The sequence below is a fragment of the Burkholderia theae genome, assembly GCF_048565265.1.
In the GTDB taxonomy this organism is placed as follows: Bacteria; Pseudomonadota; Gammaproteobacteria; order Burkholderiales; family Burkholderiaceae; genus Burkholderia; species Burkholderia theae.
Window position 1 is genome coordinate 3,168,603 of record NZ_CP183461.1, and the last position, 23,506, is coordinate 3,192,108.

Here is a 23,506-nt window from a genome sequence, read left to right on the forward strand (position 1 = left end):
CGCGCCGCCCACCATGCGGCGCGCATCACAACTAAGCAATCCACGGATGGAGATGAGAGACATGCAGGACCAGTACATCCTCGCGCTTGACCAGGGCACCACGAGTTCCCGCGCGATGCTGTTCGATCGCCAGGGCAATATCGTATCGATCGCCCAGAAGGAATTCGAACAGATCTACCCGCAACCCGGCTGGGTCGAGCACGACCCTCAGGAAATCTGGTCGACGCAAGCCGGCGTCGCCGCTGAAGCCGTCACGCGCACGGGCCTGAACGGCACGTCGATCGCGGCGATCGGCATCACCAACCAGCGCGAAACGACGATCGTCTGGGATCGCGAGACGGGCCAGCCCGTCTACAACGCGATCGTCTGGCAGGATCGACGCACGGCCGACTTCTGCGACTCGCTGAAGCAGCAGGGTCTCGAAGCGAAGGTGCGCGCGAAGACCGGCCTGCCGATCGACTCGTACTTCTCGGCGACGAAGATCCGCTGGATCCTCGACAACGTGCCGGGCGCGCGCGACAAGGCGCGCCAGGGCAAGCTCGCGTTCGGCACCGTCGACAGCTGGCTCGTGTGGAACTTCACGAAGCACGAACTGCACGTGACCGACGTGACGAACGCATCGCGCACGATGCTGTTCAACATCCATACGCGCGAGTGGGACAACGAGCTGCTCGAACTGCTCGATATCCCGCGCAGCATGCTGCCGGAAGTGAAGGCATCGTCGGAAATCTACGGCTACACGAAGACGACCGTGTTCGCGTCGAAGATCCCCCTTGCGGGCATCGCCGGCGACCAGCAGGCCGCCCTGTTCGGTCAGATGTGCACGACGTCGGGCATGGTGAAGAACACCTACGGCACCGGCTGCTTCCTGATGATGAACACCGGCGACAAGCCGATCGAGTCGAAGAACAACCTCGTCACGACGATCGCCTGGCAGGTCGGCGACGACGTGCAGTACGCGCTCGAAGGCAGCATCTTCATCGCGGGCGCGGTCGTGCAGTGGCTGCGCGACGGCATGGGCATCATCAAGAGCGCCGCGGAAATCGAAGCGCTCGCCGCGAGCGTGCCGCACACCGACGGCGTCTATCTCGTACCCGCGTTCGCCGGCCTCGGCGCACCGCACTGGAACGCGCGGGCGCGCGGCTCGGTGTTCGGCGTCACGCGCGGCACGACGTCCGCGCACCTCGCACGCGCGGCGCTCGATGCGATCGCGTACCAGTCGCTCGACGTGCTGGCCGCGATGGAAGCCGATTCGGGCATCAGCATCGGCGAGCTGCGTGTCGATGGCGGCGCGAGCGCGAACAACCTGCTGATGCAGTTCCAGGCCGACCTGCTCGGCGTCGACGCGGTGCGGCCGCAGATCACCGAGACGACCGCGCTCGGCGCGGCGTATCTCGCGGGTCTCGCGATCGGCTACTGGAAGAACCTCGACGAAGTGCGCGACCAGTGGCAGCTCGACCGCCGCTTCTCGCCGTCGATGCCGAAGGAGCAGGTCGAACGCTGCATGTCCGGCTGGCAGCGTGCGGTGCGCGCGGCGAAGGCGTGGGCCGACGACACGCAGTAACCGTCAGCGCTCCATACGAAATACAACAACACCGGCGGACCGCGCAGCGCGCGAGTCCGCCGTGACATTCGAGAGACAACCATGTCACCTTATATTGCAGAATTCATCGGCACAGCGATCCTCGTGCTGCTCGGCAACGGCGCGGTCGCAAACGTGCTGCTTGCAAAGACCAAGGGCAAAGGCGCGGACCTGATCGTGATCGTGATGGGCTGGGCGATGGCCGTGTTCGTCGCCGTCTACGTGACCGCGTCGTTCAGCGGCGCGCACCTGAACCCGATCGTGACGATCAGTCTCGCGCTCGCGGGCAAGTTCGCGTGGTCGAAGGTCGGCGGCTACATCCTCGCGCAGATGCTCGGCGGGATGGCGGGCGCACTGCTCGTGTGGCTCGCCTATCGCCAGCACTTCGCGAAGGAAGCCGATGCCGACCTGAAGCTCGCGGTGTTCTGCACCGCGCCCGCGATCCGCAGCGTCACGCACAACGTGCTGACCGAAGCGATCTGCACGTTCGTGCTGATCCTCGGCGTGCTGTACCTCGCCTCGCCGCAAGTCGGCCTCGGCGCACTCGACGCGCTGCCCGTCGGCCTGCTCGTGCTCGGCATCGGCATCTCGCTCGGCGGCCCGACCGGTTATGCGATGAGCCCCGCACGCGACCTGTCGCCGCGCATCATGCACGCGCTGCTGCCGATTCCCGGCAAGCGCGACAGCGACTGGCGCTACGCATGGGTGCCCGTCGTCGGCCCGCTGCTGGGCGGCGCCGCGGCGGCCGGGCTGTATCTGCACCTGCACGCGACGGTCTGATCGCTGTTTCACCGAAACGCGCGGCGTCCGTCGCCGCGCGTTTTTCGCCTCCCCTCCCCCGCATCACCGCCGCTTCGCCGGCACCGCCTCCCGCTACCGCTCGCCTTCGGCCGACACCAGCGATTTCAGCTTCACGCCCGCATCCGCGACCGCGGCCGGCGTCACGTCGACTCTCCGCTCGACCAGCATTCTCGCCACGCGCATCTCCTTGACGAACCCCGATGCGCGGCCGAAACCGCTTGCCGCGACCAGCCGCGCATTGCCGTCGAAATGGAAATGGATTTCCGCGTCGTCGCCGAGCACGCGCGCGACCGACCGTTCGCCGAGTGCCGGCTCCCCGGCCACCTGCAGCTGCGCGTCGTACTGATCCGACCAGAACCATGGCGTCTCGCGATACGGCTCGTCGGCGCCGAGCATGTTGCGCGCGGCGACGCGCGCCTGCGTCTCGGCACCGTGCCATGTCTCCTGCCGGACGAGCCGCCCCGACAACGCGCTCGGAAACACCGCGACGTCGCCGGCCGCATGGATGCCGCGCGCCGATGTCTCGAGCCGCGCATTCACGACGATGCCGCGATCGACCGCGAGGCCTGCTTCGCGCGCCAGCTCGTCGGCCGGTTCGATACCGACGCCGGCCACGACCGTGTCGGCGATCAGCGTGTCGCCGTCGTCGAGCACGACGGTCAGTGCGCCACCTGCCGCGCGCTCGATCGCAACGGGTTTCCGGTTCACGCGAATCGCCACGCCCTGCTGCTCGTGCAGTGCCTGCACGCGCGCCGCGATCGGTTCCGGCACCGCGCGCCCGAGCAGGCGCGGCGCCGCGTCGAGCACCGTCACGCAGCAACCGCGCAGTCGCGCCGACGCCGCGACTTCGAGACCAATGAAACCACCGCCGATCAGCACGAGCCGCGCGCCGGGTACGAGGCGTGCGCCGAGCGCTGCCGCGTCGTCGAGCGTGCGCAGCGCGAACACGCCGTCTAACGCCGCGCCCGGGATCGCGAGACGGCGCGCGCGGCCACCGGTCGCGAGCAGCAGCGCGTCGTAGCCGAACACCCGCCCGCCGGACACGCGCACTTCGCGTGCGTGCGGATCGATGCGCTCGACCGTCGCGACGACCGGCTCGATGCCGTCGGCCGCCCAGGCGGCCGGATCGCGCAACCGGCACTGCGCCGCGCTGCGCTCGCCCGTCAGCACGCCCTTCGACAACGGCGGCCGCTCGTACGGCAAGTGCGCTTCGGCGCCGATCAGCACGATGCGCCCGCGCCAGCCGGATTCGCGCAGCACTTGCGCCGCACGGCCGCCCGCATGGCCCGCGCCGACGATCGCCATCACCCGGTCGGTCGTCATCGCGTCACACCTCGATCAGGATGCGGCCACCTTCCACCTTCGCGCGATACGTGCGCAGCTTCTCGCACGCGGGCGCGGACAGCGGCCGGCCGTCGCGCACATCGAAGCGACCGTTGTGCTTCGGGCATTCGATCACGTGATCGATCACGAGCCCGTCGGCGAGATGCACGTGCTCGTGCGTGCACAGGCCGTCGCTCGCATAGACGTGACCGTCGATCCGGTAGATCGCGTACGTGCGGCCTGCGTGGTCGAAGCGTGCGACGTCTTCATCGTCGATGTCGTCGAGCGCGCCGGCGTCGATCCATTGCGTCATGATGCGTGTCTCCTTTGTCGGGTGGTTCGATGTCCGTCACGCGCGCGCCGTGTCCGGCACCGGCCGCACGACGTGATGGGACGGATCGCGCGTCTGCCGGACGAGCGCCGGCACGATCTCCGCATACGCGGCGAGCGTGCTGCGGTACGGCGGCGGCATGTCGGCCTTCACGGCCTCGTGCAGCTTCGGCAGCGCGTGGAACGGCACCATCGGGAACATGTGGTGCTCGACGTGATAGTTCATGTTCCAGTACAGGAAGCGGAACACCGGATTCATCATCACGGTCCGGCAGTTGCGCCGGTGATCGAGCACGTTCTCGGGCATGCCCGCGTGCTGCGTGAGGCCGAAATACAGGTACAGCCACGCGCCGTAGAGGCTCGGCAGCCCGATGTAGAGCAGCGGCAGGATCGTGCGCCAGTACAGCGAGGCACCCACCACGAGCGCGTAGACCGCGAGATGGATGCGCGCCTCGCGCGCGACCTTCGGCCATTCTGATTCGGGCACGTAGGTGCGCGCCTCGTTGTCGAGGCGACCGGTGAACGCGACGGCGATCATCTTGCGCAGCTCGCTGGCCACATGCTTCAGCGCGACGACGTTCAGCACGAGCGCGAGCCAGTCGGTCGGCTTTGGCGCGGCGATTTCCGGATCGCGCCCGACGACCAGCGTATCGGTGTGATGGCGCGCATGGCTCCAGCGCCATGCCGTCGCGCCGCGAAACACCTGGAACGATGCGACCTGGTACAGCGCGTCGTTCATCCAGCGCGTGCGGAACGCGGTGCCGTGCCCGCATTCGTGCCAGCGCGAGTCGGCCGGGCTGCAGTAGAGCGTGCCGTACACGAAGAATGCGGGAATCGCCCACGCCGAATGCGCGTGCCACGCGCACCACGCGAGCACGCCGCTGGCCACAATCGCCGCGTACCAGATCAGCGTGTCGCGGATCGCGCGCGCGTCGCCGCGCTGCATCAGCTGCTTCATCAGCGGCCGTGGCACCGCGCATCGGTACCACACGGCGTTGACGAGCCCCGCCGCGTGTGCGCGCTCGCCGGCGCCGCCGATCAGTCGGTATTCCTGACGGCGCGCCGCCCTGCGATCGTGCGCCTGGTCGTCGGGATGGGCCACTCGTGTCTCCTGGGTTCGTTGTGCGTGGGAAGCGCGGCAAGCGGCTTCGGCATATCTCCGAAATTAGGCGTCCCGCCGCCCCCGCTCAATCGAAACGTTGACGAAATTTCGCCATCGTTTTAGCGTTCCCGGCAACGCCACGCACCCGATGATGGCGACCACCACGATGGAGACGACCATGGCAGGTGAATCCGGGCCGCGCTGGCGCAAGCGCACCGCGCGCTTCGACGAGATCGCGGCGCTCGCCGGCGTCAGCACGACCACCGTCGACCGCGTGCTGAACGAGCGCGGCAGCGTCTCGGCGCAGGCACGCGAACGCGTGGTGGCGGCGGCGCGGCAGCTCGGCGTGCCGCGCCAGCTGCCCGACACGCGGCACGGGCTGATCCACGTCGACGTGCTGCTGCCGGACACCGACACGCCGTTCTTCCGGCGGCTGCAACAGGCACTGCAGCGCTCGCTGCAGATGCTCGACCGGCGCGTGGTCGTGCACCGGACGATCCTGCCCGCCGCGGACGACGAGCGGGCCGCCGCGCTGATCGAACGGCCCGCCTACCGGCGGGCGGCGCTGATCGTCACGGCGCGCGACACGGCCCGCGTGCGCGACGCGCTGGCCGGCGCGATCGCACGCGGCGAGACCGTCGTCACGATGGTCACCGACATCGGCGGCATCGCGCGCAGGCACTACGCGGGCATCGACAACTACCGCGCCGGGCGCACGGCCGGCTACTACATCGGCCGCCTGGCGGCGCGCCCCGGCCGCGTGCTGCTGCTCGGCGGCCGCATGGGCTACCGCGCGCACGTCGACCGGATGGCCGGCTGCCGCGACCAGCTCGCCGACGCGTTCGCCGCGCTGCGCTGCGACGGCGAGCCCGTCGAGACGCTCGACCAGGACGACCGCTGCTACCGCGCTGTGACGAAGGCGATGCAGGCGCACGACGACATCGTCGCGATCTACAACAGCGGCGCCGGCTCGGCCGGCATCGAGGCCGCGCTGCGCAAGGCGGGCGCGACCGGGCGCGTGGTCTGGATCGGACACGAGATGCTCGACGAACACCGCGCCTTCATCGAAGCCGGCGCGATGGATCTTGCCATCGACCAGGATCCGGACGGCCAGGCGATTTCCGCGCTGCAGCACGTGCTGCATGCATGCGGGATCGTCGAACAGCCGCCGCCGGGCGACCCGGTCGAATTCCGTGTGTTCTGCCCGGCGAACGTGAGGACGAGCGCCTACCTGCAGGCCTGAATGTCGCCGCGCCGCGCGCCGAATGCGCGTGGCGAAAAAATCGACCGCCGCGTTGGCGATTTTTCGTCAACGTTTGTCATGCAGCCCGCGCGCCGCATCCGTACATTGGGCAGCCATCCCCAGCACAACAACGGACAGGAGACGATGGCTGAACCGATCCTCATCGGCGTGAACCTCGACGGCGTGCTCGACCACGACGGCCTGCCGCTGCCCGCGCCGGCCGAACGCTTCCGGATGATCGCCGGCGCCGGCGTGTTCGATTACGTCGAAAAGAACCCGACGCGCGACGAAGACCTGTCGCCGTATTTCGCGCTGGTCGAACGCCACGCGCTGCCGATTCGCGTGATCGGCGGCATCTGGCGCGCGGGCCGCGACGACGCACACGTCGCCGATATCATCGATGCGGGCACGCGCTTCGGCAGCACGGTGCTCAACTGCCAGTTGTACGCGCATCACGCGGACGGCCATCCGCTGTCGGACCGCGAAGTCGCCGATTTCTACCTGCGTGCCTATGAACGCGGCGAGCCGGCCGGCTGCCTGCCGAGCCTCGAAGTGCACGTCGACATGTGGAGCGAGGATTTCACGCGCATCGCGCACGTCGCGCGGCATGTCGAGCAGGCCGGTGTGCCGTTCCGGATCACGCTCGATCATTCGCACCTGCTGTTCAAGATCGGCAATCGCGCCGAACTCGATGCATCGGGCATTCGCGAGCAGGTCGACAGCGGCCGCGTCGTGCTCGACCCCGCATCGCCCGCGGCCATCTACGCCGACTGGATCGCGCGCGGCTGGGTCCGTCATGCGCATGCGCGCAGCGTGATTCCGAACAATCCGGACAACCGCTGGATGCGGCGCGCTGACGGCAGGCCCGGCCGCGGCATCCAGTACCCGTTCGTCGCGCCCGCGCCGGGCGCCTATCACGGCGAATGGCGCGCGGCGGCGCTCGATACGTGGAAGGCCGCGCTGCGCCAGTTGCTGCAAGCGCAGGTTCATGCGCGGCCGGCACGCCTCGAGCAGATCAGCTGCGAGTTCATTCCGTTTCCCGACTACGGCGGCGGCGCGCGTTATTCGATCTTCGACAACAACGTCGCGTGCGCGCAATGGCTGCGCGACACGTGGCATGCGCTCGCCGCTTCGCCGGCGAACCTGCCGGCAGGCGACGTCGTGTACGCCGGCCCCCGATTCGAACCCAGCCCCACTCGAGACACGAGGACAGAACGATGACGCAAGCATTCCACTTTTCGCTGAACCGCATGAGCGCGCCGCGCCTGCCGCTCGACCGCTATGTCGCACTGTGCCGGCGCCTCGGCGTCGACACGATCGAGATCCGCAACGATCTCGACGGCGTCGAGATCGCCGACGGCACGCCGGCCGCCGCCGTGCGCGCGACGGCCGAAGCCGGCGGTGTGACGATCCTGACGATCAACGCGCTGCAGCGCTTCGAGCAATGGAACGCCGAACGCGCGGACGAGGCGACCGCACTGGCCGACTACGCGGCGCACTGCGGCGCACGCGCGCTGGTGCTGTGCCCGACCAACAGCCGCGACGACGCGCGCGGCGCCGACATGCGCCATGCGGATCTCGTGAAGGCGCTGAAAGCGCTGAAGCCGATCCTCGACGCCCGCGGCCTGCTCGGTTTCATCGAGCCGCTCGGCTTCGAGGAGTGCGCGCTGCGCCGCAAGTCGGACGCGGTGAAAGGCATCTACGACGCGGCGGGCGAACAGGTGTTCCGGCTCGTGCACGACACGTTCCACCATCACCTGTCGGGCGAGGACATCTTCTTCCCGAACCTGACGGGCCTCGTGCACATCTCGGGCGTCGAGGAAGACGACCTGCCGGTGGACCGGATGCGCGACGGCCATCGCGTGCTGGTCGGCAGCGCCGACCGGCTCGGCAACCTCCGGCAATTGCGCGAGCTGCTCGCGCGCGGCTACCGCGGCGCGTTCTCGTTCGAGCCGTTCGCGAACGAAATCGCCGAAGCCGACGACATCGAAGACCGGCTGCGCGCCAGCATCGAATACGTGCGCGGCGAACTGGCGGATCGCTGACCGTCGCGACGGTGCGCGCCGACACGAGCCGCGTGCCGACAGAAGACAACCCACTCAACAGGAGAACGGAATGATCGAATTCGCTTTGTTCGGCGCGGGACGAATCGGCAAGATCCACGCGGCGAATCTCGCACGCCATCCGGGCGCGACACTCCGCTACGTGATCGACCGCCATGCGCCGTCGGCCGAGGCGCTCGCGCACGCACACGGCGCGCAGGTCGCCGACATCGACCGCGCGCTCGGCGATGCGGCCGTGCAGGCGGTCGTGATCGCGTCGAGCACCGACACGCATGCGGACCTGATCGTCGCGGCCGCGAACGCGGGCAAGGCCGTGTTCTGCGAGAAGCCGGTCGACCTGAGCGTCGAGCGCTCGCGCGCATGCGCGGACGTCGTCCGGCGCAACGGCGTGACCTGCATGCTCGGCTTCCAGCGCCGCTTCGACCCGACATTCGCCGCGCTGAAGGCGCGCGTCGAGCGCGGCGAGATCGGCGCGCCGGAAATGCTGATCGTCACGAGCCGCGACCCGGGCGCGCCGCCCGCCGACTACATCCGCAGCTCGGGCGGCATCTTCAAGGACATGCTGATTCACGACTTCGACGTGTTCCGCTGGATCCTCGGCGACGAAGCGCAGACGCTGCACGCGACGGGCAGCTGCCTGACCGACCCGGCCGTGCTCGATGCCGGCGATATCGATTCGACCGCCGTGACGATCCGCACGCGGCGCGGGCTGCTGTGCCAGATCAACACGTCGCGGCGCGCCGCCTATGGCTACGACCAGCGCTTCGAGCTGCTCGGCAGCAACGGGATGCTGCAGGCCGGCAACGTGCGGCCGACCGAAGTGAGCGCGTGGCTCGCGGGCGGCATCGCGACGGACGTGCCAGAGCCGTTTTTCCTCGAACGCTACCGGCATGCGTACGCGGCCGAGATCGCGCACTTCGTCGACGCGCTGCGCGACGGCACGCCGGTCAGGACGACGATCGACGACGGGCTCGTCGCGCTCGAGCTGGCCGAGGCCGCGATGACGTCGTGGAAAACGGGGCGCGTGATCGAGATGTGACGAAAGCGGCGGCGGCCCGTACAAGCGGGCCACCGCCGTACGACCGCCCCGCGGCACGCGGGCGCGATCGGCAACACACCTGTACGACATGCGGCGACCGTCCGGCTGCATCGGGCATATTTGCCGAAACGTCGTTCGGCATGCGCGTGAAAGCACGTATCATTGCGAGATGCTCGGCGTCGCCGACACCCGCTTTTTCACCATCATGCTCGATCACCTCATCTGTGACTGCGACGGCGTGCTCGTCGACAGCGAAGTCATCGCCGACCGCGTGCTGCTCGAGACGCTGTCCGCCACGTTCCCGAACATCGATTTCGAAGCCGCCGCGAAGTCCGCGTTCGGCCAGCAGACGTCGCGCTTCCTCGCCGGGCTCGAATCCCGCTTCGGGATCGAAACGCCCGCCAACTTCATCGAGACCATCGAGCACAACATCGAGATCGCGCTGGCGCAATCGCTCGCGCCGATCACCGGCGTACGCGACGCGCTGCTGAAGGTCAGCCTGCCGGCGGCCGTCGTGTCGAACAGCCGGCTCGTGCGCGTGCGCAACTCGTTGAAGCGCGCCTCGCTCACCGAGATCTTCGGCGACCGCGTGTTCAGCTCCGAGCAGGTGTCGCGGCCGAAGCCCTACCCCGACGTCTACCTGCACGCGGCGCAAACGCTCGGCGTCGCGCCGGAGCGCTGCATCGTCGTCGAGGACAGCGTGTCGGGGCTGAACGCCGCGCGCGCGGCGGGGATGAAGACGATCGCGTTCGTCGGCGCGAGCCACATCCCCGACAACTACGCGGACGCGCTGCGCGCGATGGGCATCACGCGGATCATGCGCAAGATGGACGAACTGCCGTCGCTCGTCGAAGCCGGCATGCGCGGCGAATTCGGCGACGTGCAGTCGTAAACGTAGCGCGACGGCACGTCGTTGAACGACAAACCGTCGCAAACGAAATGCGCCGTACAGCGCGGCAAGGGCAGCGGGATGCCGCAGGAACGGAAGCCGGCCGGCCAATTGCCGGACTCGATCAGCAGGACACGTCGTCAGTGCGATGCCCGGCGTGAAGCCGGGCCATCGACACTTAACGCAGCCATTCTCGCGGAATCTCCGGCGGGGTGTAGCCGTCCGGGAACATGTAGATGAAATAGCGGCCGCGCGAGCCGCCAACCGCCGCCCCCGGCCAAACGCCACGCTGTGCCGTATCCTCGCGGGCCGCGCCCCGCGCATCGATGGTGCCCGCCGGCAACTGAATCGTGTTCTGGCCGCCCGCCCCGCCACCGACGCACGCGCGTTCCGTCACGTTGATTGTTCGCATGATTTCCCTACCTCTGTTGGTTCGTGATCGACCCCGTGCGCGATCGTCACGGGCTCCCGTGCAAGCACGGCACCACGAACCGGACTGTCGGTGCGCAATGCCGTCGAGCCCGGTCGAGTATAGGTAGCGGTCCGGAAGCCGAACATCACCGAATCTCCAGATTTCGGGGCCCGCGCGGCCATCCGGCTACGCTTCGCTCAGGCAGCCTTCGCGTGCAGCAGCCAGCGCCTCGCGGAACTCGACGAGCTCCGCGATCGTCAGCATCGGCAGGCCGTGCCGTTGCGCGAAACGCTCGACATCATCGCCGCGCGTCATCGTGCCGTCCGGATTCATCAGCTCGCACAGCACGCCGGCCGGCTTCAGGCCCGCAAGGATCGACAGGTCGACCGTGCCTTCGGTGTGACCGCGGCGTGCCAGCACGCCACCCGGTTGCGCACGCAACGGAAACACGTGGCCGGGACGCACGATGTCGTACGGCTTCGCGTTGTCCGCGATCGCCGCGCGGATCGTCGTCACGCGGTCGGCCGCGGATACGCCCGTATGCACGCCTTCGCGTGCCTCGATCGATACGGTGAACGCGGTGCCGTTGCGGCTCTCGTTGGTCTGCACCATCGGCGGCAGCTCGAGCGCGCGCACTGTGTCGTCGGTCAGGCACAGGCACACGATGCCGCTGCACTCGCGGATCAGCAGCGCCATCGTCTCGGGCGTGATGCGCTCGGCAGCGACGATCAGGTCGGCCTCGTTCTCGCGGTCGTGATCATCCTGAAGCACGACCGCACGGCCCGCGCGCATGGCGTCGAGCGCAGCGGCGATGCGCGGCGGCACCGGTTCGGAATCCAGCAAAGGGAGATCGGCAAAGGCGTCGGCGGGTGCCGACGAAATGGACATCAAGGACATGTGAAACGCTCCTCGCAAATACGATTTGGGCGAAAAACGTTTCAGGGCATTGCAAACAGACAGAACGACAACCCGCTTCGCAAGTAGCGCGAAGCGGCCCTGGCGGACATGACTATCTGCACATCTTCTCTCATCCGGACTATGACCGTCGGCTCTGGCATTCGACCAGATCTGCTGACCCCGCGCGGATGCGCGGGCGCTCGCGGGCTCGCCGGCTTACGCCAGCCTACCGCCGGTGGGGAATTTCGCCCCGCCCTGAAGACGCACTGATTGCCGGATGGGGACTGCCCATCACCGGCGGGCCAAGCATACAACAGCTGCGCGCGCGGCGCAGCGAACCACATCGATAACCTTACTGACGACTCCGTCTAACGGCATCGTCCAAACGGCCGACGGCCCGGGTGCGACCCCGCCCGAGGCAGGGACAGCGGCCGTTCCGTGCGGCCCGCGCGGTCAGCCGGCCGCGTGCGCCGCATCGGGCACGAGCCAGCGCGGCGGCACCTCGGGGCTCACCGTCACGCGAAACGCGCGCGCCTCGCTGTCTCCCGGGTTGCGCAGGCTGTACGGCTGGTCGGCATCGAACACGATCGCGTCGCCGGTCGCGAGCAACTGGCGGCGATCATGCACGCTGACTTCGAGCGTGCCTTCGCTGACGACGAGGTTGACGGTCGTGCCGGGCGCGCGGCGGGCACCGGGCTCCGTATGCAGCGGCGCGATCCGCAGTTCGTGGAACTCGGCCGCGGCCGGTTCGCCTTCCGGATACAACGCACGCGCCGAGAAGCGGCCGTTCGAGCTGACGACCCGCGACGCGCGCTCGGCCGCCAGATGCTCGAAACCGTTCACCGCGTGGCGGCGCAGGAACGCGGCGACCGACACCTTCAGCGCCGCGGCAATCTTGCAGAGCACCTTGATCGACGGCACGCTGCGCGCTGACTCGATCTGCGCGAGCATCGCGCGCGACACGCCGGACAACCGCGCGAGCGCATCGAGCGACAGCTGCCGCTCGGCACGCAACCGCGCGAGATTCACACCGACGACCTGTTCGAGGACATCGAGCGACGCGGATGCCCGCGCGTCGGCGGCGTTGCCGGACTCGAAGGAAGACACGTCGCGCACGAGCGCCAGGGATGAAGACATAGCATTGCCTCCGGGCCGCCGCGCGGCCCTGCGTATGGGGTAAGCCGGGATCGGAATCGGGTTGCGCCAGCAATGGCGCGTATCGAGACGCTATCACCCGGCCTGGCGCGGGCAAACGAAGTTATCTTCACACCGTTATCAGCATCGCGGAGGAATGCGTTCCCCGCGAACCTTTTCCCGCCGCTATGGCGCCGCTCATTGCGGCGCCGGCGCCGCACCGCGTGCCGGACCGCGCGCATCGAGCCGCATCGCGAACCACGTGACGACCAGCGCCGCGAATGTCACCGCGACGGCGACCCACGGCAGCGCATCGAGCGCGAAGCCATGCTCCAGCGCGAGGCCGCCAAGCCACGCGCCGCCCGCGTTGCCGACGTTGAACGCGCCGATATTCAGCGTCGATGCGAGATGCGGTGCGCTCGCGGCCTTCTCGACCACGCGCGCCTGCAGCGGCGGCACCGTCGCGAACGCGGCGATCCCCCACACGAATACCGTGACGGCGGCCGCGACCGGCAGGTGGCTCGTCTTCGCGAACACGGCCATCACGGCCATCAGCGCGACGAGGATCGCGATCAGCGACGGCATCAGCGCGCGGTCGGCGAGCTTGCCACCGAGCGTGTTGCCGACCGTCAGTCCCGCGCCGAACAGCACGAGGATCAGCGCGACCGCGCGCGGCGAGAAGCCCGACACGGTTTCGAGAATCGGCGCGATGTACGTGAACACGACGAACACGCCGCCGAAACCGAGCACGGTCATCAGCAGCGCGAGCCACACCTGCGGCTCCTTCAGCACGCGCACCTCGTGGCCGAGGCCGACCGGCCCGCTGTCGTGGCGGTTCGGCACCAGCGCGGCGACTCCGCCGAGCGCCAGCACGCCGAGCGCGGCGACGATCCAGAACGACGCACGCCAGCCGAGCAGCTGGCCGACGAAGGTGCCGAACGGCACGCCGAGCACGTTCGACAGCGTGAGCCCCGTGAACATCAGCGCGATCGCACTCGCGCGCTTGTCGGCCGGCACGAGCGACGCGGCCACGACCGCGCCGATCCCGAAGAACGACCCGTGCGCGAACGACGTGACGACACGCGCGACCATCAGCATCGCGTAACCGGACGCGGTGGCGCACAGCACGTTGCCGACGATGAAGATCGCCATCAGCAGCTGCAGCGCGGCCTTGCGCGGCATGCGGCTCGTCAGCACCGCGAGGAGCGGCGCGCCGACCGCGACGCCGAGCGCGTAACCGGTGACGAGCAGGCCGGCCGACGGCAGCGACACGGCGAGGTCGTGCGCGACTTCGGGCAGCAGGCCCATGATGATGAATTCGGTGGTGCCGATGGCAAAGGCGCTGATCGCGAGCGCCAGTAACGGAATGGGCATGACGTTCTCCGGAGGGCGGCGGACGCGGCGCCCGGTCGGTGCCGCACCGCACAAAATGCGGGATGTGCGCGCATTGTCCCGAAGACGTCTATATTTGATAATTGGCGTGGCGTTTGAACCATTTTCAAATAATTTTGGAAAATCGAATGGATCGACTGGGCGATATCCGGCTGTTCGTCGAAGCGGCGGAACTGGGCAGCCTGTCCGCGGCCGGGCGCAAGCTGAACCTCACGCCGGCCGCCGCGAGCGCGCGCCTCGCGAAGCTCGAGGCGAAGACCGCGACGCGGCTGTTCGAGCGTTCGACGCGGCAGTTGCGGCTCACCGACGAGGGCCGGCTGTACCTGAACTGCTGCCGGCAGGCGCTGCAGGCGCTCGACGACGCGGACGCGATGCTGCAGGAAGGCCGCAACGTCGTCAGCGGCAAGGTGCGGCTGTCGTCGACGTCCGATTTCGGCCGCAACCAGTTGCTCGACTGGCTCGACGAATTCACGACGCGCCATCCCGACGTCACGTTCTCGCTGACGGCGTCCGATTCGTCGTCGAACCTGTGGCAGGACGAGATCGACCTCGCGATCCGCTTCGCCGCGCCGCCCGACGGCGCGCTGATCGCCCGCCGGCTCGCGACCAACCGGCGCGTGCTGTGCGCGGCGCCGTCGTTCGTCGAACGCCACGGCATGCCGGCCGATCCGCACGATCTGGCCCGCTTTCCGTGCAACGTGATCACGATCGCGTCCGGGCCGATGAACACCTGGCACTTCACGCGCGGCGACGAGGTGCAGATCCACACGGTGCCGGTCTCGACCGCGTTCGAGACCAACGACGGCGGCCTCACGCGCGAATGGACGCTGCGCGGCCACGGCATCGCCCTGAAATCGCTGTGGGACATCGCCGACGACGTCCGCGCGGGCCGGCTGCGCGTGCTGCTGCCCGACTGGCGCCATCAGGACGCGCCGCTGCACGCGATCTATCACAGCAAGCGCTACATGGCGCCGCGCGTGCGCGTGCTGCTCGACTTTCTCGCCGAACGCTTCGCGCGCGAGGAAGCCGCGCTCGACGACCTGCTGAACGCGTGCCGCTGACGGCCGGCGCACCGCCGTCCCAGGGTCGGAACCTGACGTTCGGCGTCGCGCGCCCGCAACCGGCCGCCCGTCCGGGGCGGCGTGAAAAGCTATAATGGAAAGCTTTCCCGACGGCTTTCCATGCTTGATGCGCGCCACCTGCGTGCCGCGCGCGGCCGTCCCGATTCACCCTTGACGACGCCCCCAGGTCAACCACTGCGAACGGCGAACCCCCATGACCAAGAAAGTTTACGTAAAGACCTTCGGCTGCCAGATGAACGAGTACGACTCGGACAAGATGGTGGACGTACTCAATGCGGCCGAAGGCCTCGAAAAGACCGACACGCCGGAAGACGCGGACATCATCCTGTTCAACACGTGCTCGGTGCGTGAAAAGGCGCAGGAGAAGGTGTTCTCCGATCTCGGCCGCGTGCGCGAGCTGAAGGAAGCGAAGCCCGGCCTGCTGATCGGCGTCGGCGGCTGCGTCGCGAGCCAGGAAGGCGCCTCGATCGTGTCGCGCGCGCCGTACGTCGACCTCGTGTTCGGCCCGCAGACGCTGCACCGCCTGCCGCAGATGATCGACGCGCGCCGCGAGAGCGGCCGCGCGCAGGTCGACATCTCGTTCCCCGAGATCGAGAAGTTCGACCACCTGCCGCCCGCGCGCGTCGAGGGGCCGAGCGCGTTCGTGTCGATCATGGAAGGCTGCTCGAAGTACTGCAGCTACTGCGTGGTGCCGTACACGCGCGGCGACGAGGTATCGCGCCCGCTCGACGACGTGCTGACCGAAGTGGCCGGCCTCGCCGACCAGGGCGTGCGCGAAGTCACGCTGCTCGGCCAGAACGTGAACGCCTATCGCGGCGCGCTGACGGCCGGTGCGTCCGAGATCGCCGATTTCGCGACGCTGATCGAATACGTCGCCGACATCCCCGGCATCGAGCGGATCCGCTATACGACGTCGCACCCGAAGGAATTCACGCAGCGCCTGATCGACACCTACGCGAAGGTGCCGAAGCTCGTGAGCCACCTGCACCTGCCGGTCCAGCACGGCTCCGACCGCATCCTGATGGCGATGAAGCGCGGCTACACGGTGCTCGAATACAAATCGGTGATCCGCAAGCTGCGCGCGATCCGCCCCGACCTGTCGCTGTCGACCGACATGATCGTCGGTTTCCCCGGCGAGACCGAGGACGATTTCGACAAGATGATGGCACTCGTGCACGAGATGAGCTACGACACCAGCTTCTCGTTCATCTACAGCCCGCGCCCCGGCACGCCGGCCGCGAACCTGCACGACGACACGCCGCGCGAAGTGAAGCTCAAACGCCTGCAACATCTGCAGGCGACCATCGAGGAGAACGTCGCGCGCATCAGCCAGTCGATGGTCGGAAAGGTCGAGCGGATCCTCGTCGAGGGCCCGTCGCGCAAGGACCCGAACGAACTCGCGGGCCGTACCGAGAACAACCGGGTCGTGAATTTCCCGGCGCCGCTCGCGTCGCACCCGCGCCTGATCGGCCAGATGATCGACGTGAAGATCAACCATGCGTACCCGCACTCGCTGCGCGGCGAGCTCGTGCTCGTCAGCGACGACGCGAGCGCGGCCACCCACTGACTGACGCATCACCGGAGCCCGACGCCACTTTGAAGACCACCCAACCCCTGGAATTCATCGCGCCGCGCGACGACAACGCGCGCCTCGCCAATCTCTGCGGCCCGCTCGACGAAAACCTGCGGCAGATCGAACAGGCGCTCGACGTGACGCTGTCGCGACGCGGCCACCGGATCACGATCCGCGGGCGCGGCGCCAAGCTCGCGCTCGCGGCACTCGACAACTTCTACAACCGCGCGCGCGATCCGCTGTCGGTCGACGACATCCAGCTCGCGCTGGTCGAAGTGCGCCACACCGCCGGCAACGGCCGCGAGACCACGCTCGACGTGCGCTTCCGCGGCGACCCCGATCATCCGTTCGACGAGCCGGTCGTGCAGCTCGACGACGAGGCGCTCGAAGAGCAGGGGCCGAAGCTCTACACGCGACGCGCCGACCTGCGCGGCCGCACGCCCGCGCAGCGCGAATACCTGAAGCAGATCCTGTCGCACGACGTGACGCTCGGCATCGGGCCGGCCGGCACCGGCAAGACCTACCTCGCGGTCGCTTGCGCGGTCGACGCGCTCGAGCGCGACCAGGTCAAGCGGATCGTGCTGACGCGCCCGGCCGTCGAGGCCGGCGAACGGCTCGGCTTCCTGCCGGGCGACCTCGCGCAGAAGGTCGACCCGTACCTGCGGCCGCTGTACGACGCGCTGTACGACCTGCTCGGCTTCGACAAGACGGCGAAGATGTTCGAGCGCCAGATGATCGAGATCGCGCCGCTCGCGTACATGCGCGGCCGCACGCTGAACCACGCGTTCATCATCCTCGACGAGGCGCAGAACACCACGCCCGAGCAGATGAAGATGTTCCTCACGCGGATCGGCTTCGGCTCGAAGGCGGTCGTGACCGGCGACACGAGCCAGGTCGACCTGCCGCGCGGCCACAAGAGCGGGCTCGTCGAGGCGCAGCAGGTACTCAGCGGCGTGCGCGGCATCGCGCTCACGCGCTTCACGAGCGCGGACGTCGTGCGCCATCCGCTCGTCGCGCGCATCGTCGAGGCGTACGACGAATTCCACGCTCAGCACCAGGACGGCTGACCGGCCGGCGGCGCCCGCGCGCTGCCCCGGCTCCCCGGCCCGGCCCGCCAGACGGCGCGCCGGGCTTTTTTTCGCCCGCGCGAATTCGGGTGCGATCGGCCGTTTGGTGTATCCTCAACGCGTCCCAATCGCCGCACGCGTCATGAAATCCTCCCGTTCTCGCAAGTCCGGGCGCGCCCAGTCCGCCGCGCCCGAATCTCCCCGTCTTTCGCTGTTCGATGCGAAGGGCAAGGCCCGGACCGTCAACGCGCAAGGGCTGCGGATCGACTTCCCGGACGGTCGCAGCCTGATGTTCGACCTGTCGGGCAGCTCGGGCGACGCGGCCGTCGCGATCGTCGCTCAGCACAACGATCCGGCGATGCGCGCGAAGCTCGCGCTGCAGCCTGAACACTACGACAGCGTGACGCTGCACGTGGGTGCCGAGCCCGCGCCGCGCGAAGACGAAACCGACGACGAGCTGCTCGAGCTGGAACTCGACCTGTCCGTGCAGTATGGCGACGAGATCACGAGCGACGTGCGCAAGACGCTGCCCAAGCGCAAGCTGATCGCCGAATGGATCGAGCCGGCGCTGTTCGCCAGCGCGCAGCTCACCGTGCGCTTCGTCGGCGAAGTGGAAGGCCGCACGTTGAACGACGGCTACCGCCACAAGGACTACCCGACCAACGTGCTGACCTTCGCATACGACGCGGCGCCCGACGGCACCGTGATCGGCGACCTCGTGCTGTGCTGCCCGGTCGTCGAGAAGGAAGCGCGCGACCAGGGCAAGCCGCTCGCGGCCCACTACGCGCACCTGCTGGTGCACGGCGCGCTGCACGCGCAGGGCTACGACCACGAGACGAGCGACGAGGACGCGGCCGAGATGGAAGCGCTCGAAGTCGACATCCTCGCGAAGCTGGGCTTCCCGAATCCGTATCAGTAAGTCAGTCGCCCGATGCGCAACGCCGCGATGCTCCCGCCCGCCTACCCGCCGTCGATCGGCGACGGGCGGCTGCTGACGGAAGACGAGCTCGCGACATCGCTCGCGCACACGATGCGCGACTGGGACGGCCGGCAGGACCTCTGGCTGTTTGGTTATGGCTCGCTGATCTGGAACCCGGGCTTGCCGACCATTGCCGCCGTGCGCGGCAAGGTGCACGGCTACCATCGCGGGCTGTACCTGTGGTCGCGCGTGAACCGCGGCACGCCCGAACGTCCGGGCCTCGTGCTTGCGCTCGATCGCGGCGGCTCGTGCTCGGGCATTGCGTTCCGGCTCGCGGGCCCGACCGCGCAGCCGCACCTCGAGACGCTGTGGAAGCGCGAGATGCCGATGGGGTCGTATCGGCCCGCGTGGCTGCCGTGCTCGCTCGAGAACGGCGAACGCGTGAACGCGCTCGCGTTCGTGATGCGCCGCGACGTACCGACCTATACGGGCAAGCTGTCGGATCCCGTCGTAAAGGAGGTCTTCAGTTGCGCGGCCGGCCGCTACGGCACGACGCTCGACTACGTGAGTCGCACGGTCGACGCGCTGCGCGCGAGCGGCATCCCCGATCGCGCGCTGGAAGGGCTGCTCGCGCGATGCCGGTGACGCCTCGCGCCGCCCGGCTTGCCGCCACCCGATGCCGCACTCCCCGCTGATTCGAACGAGGCCCCTGCCGATGAAACCGTCACCTTGGTCGCGCTGCAAGATCGCCGCGCTGCTCGTCGCCGCGAGCGTCGCGCTGTCCGGCTGCGGAATATTCGGCTGCGGCGGCGCCGCGAGCAACGGCGGAGCCGCCGGCGGCTGCTCGGCCGGCATGCGGTTCTGAGCCGCGCGCCGAACGCGATCGCATGCGGCAGAATGCCGCCGGCGCCGCCCGGCCGGCCGGGCGCCCTTGCGCGTCATACCGGCCCGCTCTTCCCGCACCCGTTTTTTGCCGCTGCTGCGCCGCCGGCCTTTTCTGAGATAGGATGGGCACAAGGACGATGTCGCGCCCGGCGCGGCCGTCCGCGAGCGGGGCCCGCGCGAGCTGCCCACCCTGGCCGTGCGGCCGGTGTGACACGGTCGCGTCGTGCCCTTGGTGTATCCTTGCCTACTCCGTGACAGCGCGCCCCGGCATGACCCGGGCGCACCACCATGAACGATTCGTATCCCAGTCGTAAGCCAACCGACAAACCGCAAGAAAAGCGCTCATTGCTCGAGCGCCTGACCGACTTCATCTCGCCCGAGCCCGAATCCCGCGGCGAGCTGCTGGAAATCCTCCAGGACGCCCACGAACGCAACCTGATCGACGCCGACTCGCTGTCGATGATCGAAGGCGTGTTCCAGGTATCCGATCTGTGCGCCCGCGACATCATGGTGCCGCGCGCACAGATGGACGCGATCAACATCGCGGACAAGCCCGAGGATTTCATCCCGTTCGTCCTCGAGAAGGCGCACTCGCGCTACCCCGTGTACGAAGAGAACCGCGACAACGTCATCGGCGTGCTGCTCGCGAAGGATCTGCTGCGCTTCTATGCCGAAGAAGAATTCGACGTGCGCGGGATGCTGCGCCCGGCCGTGTTCATTCCGGAATCGAAGCGCCTGAACGTGCTGCTGCACGACTTCCGCGTGAACCGCAACCACCTGGCGATCGTTGTCGACGAATACGGCGGCGTCGCGGGGCTGATCACGATCGAGGACGTGCTCGAACAGATCGTCGGCGACATCGAGGACGAATACGACTTCGACGAGGAAGCCGGCAACATCATCTCGGGGCCGGACGGCCGCTACCGCGTGCGCGCGCTCACCGAGATCGAACAGTTCAACGACGTGTTCGGCACCGATTTCCCCGACGACGAGGTCGATACGATCGGCGGCCTGATCACCCATCATTTCGGACGCGTGCCGCACCGCGGCGAGAAACTGCAGCTCGGCAACCTCGTGTTCGAGATCCAGCGCGGCGATGCGCGCCAGGTCCATGTGCTGCTGGTGCGTCGCAACCCGCTCACCAGCCGTCGCGCCGAAACCTCGCACGAGGACTGAGCGTCCCGCGCCAGCCGCGTTTCCTTCAACCGCTCGCCCACTTCCGCTTCACATGGACGATCCGATCCCGTCCCGCCCGGCTGGCGGCCTTCTCGCGCCGGCGCCCGGCCGCGCGCTGCCGCGCTGGCACTACCCGGCCGCGCTGCTCGCCGGCGCGGCCAATACGCTCAGCTTCGCACCGACGCCGCACGGCGGCTGGCTGCAACTCGTCGTATTCGTCTGGTTTTTCGCGCAACTGACGCGCACGTCGAGCTGGCGCGGCGCGGCGCTCACGGGCGGCGCGTTCGGCTTCGGCAACTTCATCAGCGGCATCTGGTGGCTCTACATCAGCATGCACGTGTACGGCGAGATGGCCGCGCCGCTCGCGGGCGGCGCGCTCGTGCTGTTCTCGCTGTACCTGTCGCTGTACCCGGCGTTCTCGGCCGGGCTGTGGTCGTTCTGCGCGGGCCATGCGTGGCATCGCCGCGAACCCGACCCGCGGCCGTTCTCGCCGACCTGGCACGGCGCATTCGCGTTCGCGAGCGCGTGGGCTTTCAGTGAATGGCTGCGCGGCACCCTGTTCACCGGCTTCCCGTGGCTCGCGAGCGGCTACCCGCAGGTCGACGGCCCGTTCGCGGGCTTCGCGCCGATCGTCGGCGTGTACGGGATCGCCTGGGTCCTCGCGCTGTTCGCCGCGCTGGTCGTGCAGGCGCTCGCCGCCGCGCGCACGTCGGACGCGCATGAAAGCGGCGCCGGCGGCAACGCGCGCGTGCGCATTGCCGCGCCGGCCGGCATCGCCGTCGCGCTCGTCGCGGCCGGCCTCGGGCTGTCGCAGGTCACGTGGACCGTGCCCGCGAACGCGCCGCTCACCGTGCGGCTGCTGCAAGGCAACGTGAAGCAGGACATCAAGTTCGAGGAAGCGGGCATCGACGCGGCGATCAAGATGTACCAGCAGATGATCATCGAGAAGCCGGCCGACCTGATCGTCACGCCCGAGACCGCGATCGCGGTGATGATCCAGGAGCTGCCCGAGCCGTTCGCCGTCGCGATCCGCAAGTTCAGCGACACGACGGGCTCGGCCGTGCTGTTCGGCGCGGTCGGCGCGTCGGTGACCGAGGACGGTCGTTACGTCGACTATACGAACAGCCTGTACGGCGTGACGCCGAACTCGCGCGACATCTATCACTACGACAAGCACCACCTCGTGCCCTTCGGCGAATTCATTCCGTGGGGCTTCCGGTGGTTCGTCGACCTGATGAAGATGCCGCTCGGCGATTTCGCGCGTGGCGCGCCCGTGCAGAAGCCGTTCCTGGTGCACAACCAGCCCGTGATGGCCGACATCTGCTACGAGGACTTGTTCGGCGAGGAAATCGCCGCGACGATCCGCGACAATCCGCAGCCGCCCGGCGTGCTCGTCAACGTGACGAACCTCGCGTGGTTCGGCGACACGATCGCGCTCGACCAGCACCTGCAGATCGCGCGGATGCGCTCGCTCGAGACGGGCCGGCCGATGCTGCGCTCGACCAACACGGGGATGACGGCCGCGATCGACGCGCACGGCCGCGTGCTCGGTCAGCTGAAGCCGTTCACGATCGGCTCGCTCGACGTGCGGATCGAAGGCACCAGCGGCTTCACGCCCTACGTGACGAGCGGCAACAACATCGTGCTCGCGGTGTCGTTCGTGCTGCTCGCGTTCGGCTTCACGTTCGGGCCCGGGCTGCGCCGGCGGTCGAACTAGGTCCACGGACGCCAGCATGCGATGTCCGGCCCCGGACGTGTCCCCCACCACACATGACAAGGAATAACGAGAAAATCGATCGATGACGAATCCATCTCGATTTGATCAAGTCATTGCACCGCACCGCCGACGACAGTAAGGTTTCCGACAGCAAAGCAATCAGGCGCCTTCTCCCGGGTGCGTATCGGACGCGATACCCACCCAACTCGATTCGAGGGTAAGCAAATGACGATGCAAGTTCTGTCGGAAAACGAAATTCGTAACGTGTCGGGAGGATTAGGCCCGGTCGGAATGATTCCTGGTGCGCTCGGAGGATTGGCCATGTATGCCGGCGGCCAATTTTTCTCCAGTAAGCCGATGACATGGCAAGGCGCAGCCTGGGCCGCCGGCACAGGTGCCGCGGTCGGTGCAACGGGCGGTGCGCTTATGGTTGCATCCGGCGGCGGACTTGCCGCAAATCTCGCATGGCGTCCCGGCATGGCGGGTACCAATTTGGGCCTCGGCCAGTATTCCGGATATAAAGGCTGGTAATACAGGCGGGTGATTGCTTTCATCGCGTCGCCGCGCGCGACGCGATGAAAGCCCCTGAAAAACCACATGCTCGAGCTCCTGGTCAGCTTCGTCGCCGGCGCGATGGAAGCCCGTTTTCAGCAACAACGCACGAAACCGATGCGTGCGTTCTTGCTCACCTTTCTCTCGTTCACACTCATTTCCGCCATCGGCCTGCCATTGGCCACGCCCTCCGATGCGCCGCAGCGAAGCTGGACGTTCGTCGCTCTGCTGTCTGCAGGATTAGGGCTATTCATGGGTCTCCTGATGTTCGCCCTGATGCATTTCCACCGGCGCAAATCGAAAACCATCGACGCCGATCAATGAACGC

The 23,506-nt window shown here is 68.1% G+C and carries 24 protein-coding genes and 1 riboswitch; of the genes, 17 read left to right on the forward strand and 7 right to left on the reverse strand.

What is annotated here, in order from left to right; translation table 11 throughout:
- Positions 1 to 61: 61 nt before the first annotated feature.
- Together glpK and ACN22W_RS14955 are read left to right on the forward strand one after the other, a co-directional pair.
- A complete protein-coding gene (glpK, locus tag ACN22W_RS14950; protein ID WP_419685282.1) occupies positions 62 to 1,564 on the forward strand; it encodes a glycerol kinase GlpK in 1,503 nt (500 codons plus the stop codon).
- Between the two features lie 81 nt (positions 1,565 to 1,645).
- Complete coding sequence (locus ACN22W_RS14955) at positions 1,646 to 2,362, forward strand: MIP/aquaporin family protein (RefSeq protein WP_048242695.1); 717 nt, start codon at positions 1,646 to 1,648, stop codon at positions 2,360 to 2,362.
- Between the two features lie 93 nt (positions 2,363 to 2,455).
- On the opposite strand, the gene ACN22W_RS14960 is transcribed toward ACN22W_RS14955, so the two are convergent.
- Genes ACN22W_RS14960 through ACN22W_RS14970 form a run of 3 tightly spaced genes read right to left on the reverse strand, consistent with a single transcriptional unit; the run spans position 2,456 to position 5,138 of the window.
- Positions 2,456 to 3,706: an NAD(P)/FAD-dependent oxidoreductase gene (locus ACN22W_RS14960; RefSeq protein WP_419685283.1), complete on the reverse strand. Its 1,251-nt coding sequence runs from the start codon at positions 3,704 to 3,706 to the stop codon at positions 2,456 to 2,458.
- Positions 3,707 to 3,710: 4 nt separating this feature from the next.
- Complete coding sequence (locus tag ACN22W_RS14965; RefSeq protein WP_193099005.1) at positions 3,711 to 4,019, reverse strand: non-heme iron oxygenase ferredoxin subunit; 309 nt, start codon at positions 4,017 to 4,019, stop codon at positions 3,711 to 3,713.
- A 36-nt stretch (positions 4,020 to 4,055) separates the two neighbouring features.
- Positions 4,056 to 5,138, reverse strand: a complete 1,083-nt coding sequence (locus ACN22W_RS14970; RefSeq protein WP_419685284.1) for a fatty acid desaturase family protein — start codon at positions 5,136 to 5,138, stop codon at positions 4,056 to 4,058.
- A 178-nt stretch (positions 5,139 to 5,316) separates the two neighbouring features.
- On the opposite strand from ACN22W_RS14970, the gene ACN22W_RS14975 reads away from it, so the two are divergent.
- The 5 genes from ACN22W_RS14975 (at position 5,317) to ACN22W_RS14995 (ending at position 10,375) form a co-directional block, all read left to right on the forward strand.
- Positions 5,317 to 6,381: a LacI family DNA-binding transcriptional regulator gene (locus ACN22W_RS14975; RefSeq protein ID WP_419685285.1), complete on the forward strand. Its 1,065-nt coding sequence runs from the start codon at positions 5,317 to 5,319 to the stop codon at positions 6,379 to 6,381.
- Positions 6,382 to 6,525: 144 nt separating this feature from the next.
- On the forward strand, positions 6,526 to 7,602 hold the full coding sequence (locus tag ACN22W_RS14980; RefSeq protein ID WP_419685286.1) for a xylose isomerase: 1,077 nt from the start codon (positions 6,526 to 6,528) through the stop codon (positions 7,600 to 7,602).
- On the forward strand, positions 7,599 to 8,426 hold the full coding sequence (locus ACN22W_RS14985; protein ID WP_419685287.1) for a TIM barrel protein: 828 nt from the start codon (positions 7,599 to 7,601) through the stop codon (positions 8,424 to 8,426). Before ACN22W_RS14980 ends, ACN22W_RS14985 begins: the two co-directional genes overlap by 4 nt.
- A gap of 70 nt (positions 8,427 to 8,496) precedes the next feature.
- Complete coding sequence (iolG, locus tag ACN22W_RS14990) at positions 8,497 to 9,483, forward strand: inositol 2-dehydrogenase (RefSeq protein ID WP_419685288.1); 987 nt, start codon at positions 8,497 to 8,499, stop codon at positions 9,481 to 9,483.
- 205 nt (positions 9,484 to 9,688) lie between these two features.
- Positions 9,689 to 10,375, forward strand: a complete 687-nt coding sequence (locus ACN22W_RS14995; protein ID WP_048242804.1) for an HAD family hydrolase — start codon at positions 9,689 to 9,691, stop codon at positions 10,373 to 10,375.
- Between the two features lie 175 nt (positions 10,376 to 10,550).
- Here the strand turns inward: ACN22W_RS14995 and ACN22W_RS15000 are convergent, their stop codons facing one another.
- The 4 genes from ACN22W_RS15000 to ACN22W_RS15015 all read right to left on the reverse strand — a co-directional run bounded on the left by ACN22W_RS15000 (position 10,551) and on the right by ACN22W_RS15015 (position 14,189).
- Positions 10,551 to 10,784 (reverse strand): hypothetical protein, encoded by a 234-nt coding sequence (locus tag ACN22W_RS15000; RefSeq protein ID WP_419685289.1) that lies wholly within the window; start codon positions 10,782 to 10,784, stop codon positions 10,551 to 10,553.
- A 186-nt stretch (positions 10,785 to 10,970) separates the two neighbouring features.
- Complete coding sequence (gene ribB / locus ACN22W_RS15005) at positions 10,971 to 11,681, reverse strand: 3,4-dihydroxy-2-butanone-4-phosphate synthase (RefSeq protein WP_419685290.1); 711 nt, start codon at positions 11,679 to 11,681, stop codon at positions 10,971 to 10,973.
- A gap of 118 nt (positions 11,682 to 11,799) precedes the next feature.
- Positions 11,800 to 11,948, reverse strand: a riboswitch (FMN riboswitch).
- A gap of 186 nt (positions 11,949 to 12,134) precedes the next feature.
- Positions 12,135 to 12,818, reverse strand: a complete 684-nt coding sequence (locus ACN22W_RS15010) for a helix-turn-helix domain-containing protein (RefSeq protein WP_048242705.1) — start codon at positions 12,816 to 12,818, stop codon at positions 12,135 to 12,137.
- 195 nt (positions 12,819 to 13,013) lie between these two features.
- The gene (locus ACN22W_RS15015; protein ID WP_048242707.1) at positions 13,014 to 14,189 is read right to left on the reverse strand and encodes an MFS transporter; all 1,176 of its coding nucleotides are present in this window, start codon (positions 14,187 to 14,189) and stop codon (positions 13,014 to 13,016) included.
- Positions 14,190 to 14,335: 146 nt separating this feature from the next.
- Between ACN22W_RS15015 and ACN22W_RS15020 the strand changes: the two genes are divergently transcribed.
- The 10 genes from ACN22W_RS15020 to ACN22W_RS15065 all read left to right on the forward strand — a co-directional run bounded on the left by ACN22W_RS15020 (position 14,336) and on the right by ACN22W_RS15065 (position 23,502).
- The gene (locus ACN22W_RS15020; protein ID WP_129512915.1) at positions 14,336 to 15,268 is read left to right on the forward strand and encodes a LysR family transcriptional regulator; all 933 of its coding nucleotides are present in this window, start codon (positions 14,336 to 14,338) and stop codon (positions 15,266 to 15,268) included.
- A gap of 214 nt (positions 15,269 to 15,482) precedes the next feature.
- Positions 15,483 to 16,856, forward strand: coding sequence for a tRNA (N6-isopentenyl adenosine(37)-C2)-methylthiotransferase MiaB (gene miaB, locus ACN22W_RS15025; RefSeq protein ID WP_048242709.1), 1,374 nt, complete (start codon positions 15,483 to 15,485; stop codon positions 16,854 to 16,856).
- A 29-nt stretch (positions 16,857 to 16,885) separates the two neighbouring features.
- Positions 16,886 to 17,929, forward strand: coding sequence for a PhoH family protein (locus tag ACN22W_RS15030; RefSeq protein ID WP_129512917.1), 1,044 nt, complete (start codon positions 16,886 to 16,888; stop codon positions 17,927 to 17,929).
- Positions 17,930 to 18,071: 142 nt separating this feature from the next.
- Positions 18,072 to 18,848: an rRNA maturation RNase YbeY gene (gene ybeY / locus ACN22W_RS15035; protein ID WP_419685291.1), complete on the forward strand. Its 777-nt coding sequence runs from the start codon at positions 18,072 to 18,074 to the stop codon at positions 18,846 to 18,848.
- Positions 18,849 to 18,860: 12 nt separating this feature from the next.
- The gene (locus ACN22W_RS15040) at positions 18,861 to 19,493 is read left to right on the forward strand and encodes a gamma-glutamylcyclotransferase (RefSeq protein ID WP_419685292.1); all 633 of its coding nucleotides are present in this window, start codon (positions 18,861 to 18,863) and stop codon (positions 19,491 to 19,493) included.
- A gap of 70 nt (positions 19,494 to 19,563) precedes the next feature.
- Complete coding sequence (locus tag ACN22W_RS15045) at positions 19,564 to 19,713, forward strand: hypothetical protein (protein ID WP_164991970.1); 150 nt, start codon at positions 19,564 to 19,566, stop codon at positions 19,711 to 19,713.
- Between the two features lie 308 nt (positions 19,714 to 20,021).
- Positions 20,022 to 20,909: an HlyC/CorC family transporter gene (locus tag ACN22W_RS15050; protein ID WP_048242713.1), complete on the forward strand. Its 888-nt coding sequence runs from the start codon at positions 20,022 to 20,024 to the stop codon at positions 20,907 to 20,909.
- Between the two features lie 52 nt (positions 20,910 to 20,961).
- Positions 20,962 to 22,626: an apolipoprotein N-acyltransferase gene (gene lnt, locus ACN22W_RS15055; protein WP_419685293.1), complete on the forward strand. Its 1,665-nt coding sequence runs from the start codon at positions 20,962 to 20,964 to the stop codon at positions 22,624 to 22,626.
- A gap of 225 nt (positions 22,627 to 22,851) precedes the next feature.
- A complete protein-coding gene (locus tag ACN22W_RS15060; RefSeq protein ID WP_419685294.1) occupies positions 22,852 to 23,157 on the forward strand; it encodes a class IIb bacteriocin, lactobin A/cerein 7B family in 306 nt (101 codons plus the stop codon).
- A gap of 66 nt (positions 23,158 to 23,223) precedes the next feature.
- The gene (locus tag ACN22W_RS15065; protein WP_419685295.1) at positions 23,224 to 23,502 is read left to right on the forward strand and encodes a hypothetical protein; all 279 of its coding nucleotides are present in this window, start codon (positions 23,224 to 23,226) and stop codon (positions 23,500 to 23,502) included.
- The last annotated feature ends 4 nt before the right edge of the window (positions 23,503 to 23,506 follow it).

Bases quoted from the DNA above. Each gene is read 5' to 3' on its own strand.
- ACN22W_RS14985 (WP_419685287.1), top strand. From the start codon at position 7,599: ATGACGCAAGCATTCCACTTTTCGCTGAACCGCATGAGCGCGCCGCGC.
- ACN22W_RS15040 (WP_419685292.1), top strand. From the start codon at position 18,861: ATGCGCAACGCCGCGATGCTCCCGCCCGCCTACCCGCCGTCGATCGGC.
- ACN22W_RS15015 (WP_048242707.1), bottom strand. From the start codon at position 14,189: ATGCCCATTCCGTTACTGGCGCTCGCGATCAGCGCCTTTGCCATCGGC.
- ACN22W_RS14980 (WP_419685286.1), top strand. From the start codon at position 6,526: ATGGCTGAACCGATCCTCATCGGCGTGAACCTCGACGGCGTGCTCGAC.
- ACN22W_RS14955 (WP_048242695.1), top strand. From the start codon at position 1,646: ATGTCACCTTATATTGCAGAATTCATCGGCACAGCGATCCTCGTGCTG.
- iolG (WP_419685288.1), top strand. From the start codon at position 8,497: ATGATCGAATTCGCTTTGTTCGGCGCGGGACGAATCGGCAAGATCCAC.
- ybeY (WP_419685291.1), top strand. From the start codon at position 18,072: ATGAAATCCTCCCGTTCTCGCAAGTCCGGGCGCGCCCAGTCCGCCGCG.
- ACN22W_RS15050 (WP_048242713.1), top strand. From the start codon at position 20,022: ATGAACGATTCGTATCCCAGTCGTAAGCCAACCGACAAACCGCAAGAA.
- miaB (WP_048242709.1), top strand. From the start codon at position 15,483: ATGACCAAGAAAGTTTACGTAAAGACCTTCGGCTGCCAGATGAACGAG.
- ribB (WP_419685290.1), bottom strand. From the start codon at position 11,681: ATGTCCTTGATGTCCATTTCGTCGGCACCCGCCGACGCCTTTGCCGAT.
- ACN22W_RS15010 (WP_048242705.1), bottom strand. From the start codon at position 12,818: ATGTCTTCATCCCTGGCGCTCGTGCGCGACGTGTCTTCCTTCGAGTCC.
- ACN22W_RS14975 (WP_419685285.1), top strand. From the start codon at position 5,317: ATGGCAGGTGAATCCGGGCCGCGCTGGCGCAAGCGCACCGCGCGCTTC.
- ACN22W_RS15065 (WP_419685295.1), top strand. From the start codon at position 23,224: ATGCTCGAGCTCCTGGTCAGCTTCGTCGCCGGCGCGATGGAAGCCCGT.
- lnt (WP_419685293.1), top strand. From the start codon at position 20,962: ATGGACGATCCGATCCCGTCCCGCCCGGCTGGCGGCCTTCTCGCGCCG.
- glpK (WP_419685282.1), top strand. From the start codon at position 62: ATGCAGGACCAGTACATCCTCGCGCTTGACCAGGGCACCACGAGTTCC.
- ACN22W_RS15000 (WP_419685289.1), bottom strand. From the start codon at position 10,784: ATGCGAACAATCAACGTGACGGAACGCGCGTGCGTCGGTGGCGGGGCG.
- ACN22W_RS14960 (WP_419685283.1), bottom strand. From the start codon at position 3,706: ATGACGACCGACCGGGTGATGGCGATCGTCGGCGCGGGCCATGCGGGC.
- ACN22W_RS14995 (WP_048242804.1), top strand. From the start codon at position 9,689: ATGCTCGATCACCTCATCTGTGACTGCGACGGCGTGCTCGTCGACAGC.
- ACN22W_RS15020 (WP_129512915.1), top strand. From the start codon at position 14,336: ATGGATCGACTGGGCGATATCCGGCTGTTCGTCGAAGCGGCGGAACTG.
- ACN22W_RS15060 (WP_419685294.1), top strand. From the start codon at position 22,852: ATGACGATGCAAGTTCTGTCGGAAAACGAAATTCGTAACGTGTCGGGA.
- ACN22W_RS14965 (WP_193099005.1), bottom strand. From the start codon at position 4,019: ATGACGCAATGGATCGACGCCGGCGCGCTCGACGACATCGACGATGAA.
- ACN22W_RS15045 (WP_164991970.1), top strand. From the start codon at position 19,564: ATGAAACCGTCACCTTGGTCGCGCTGCAAGATCGCCGCGCTGCTCGTC.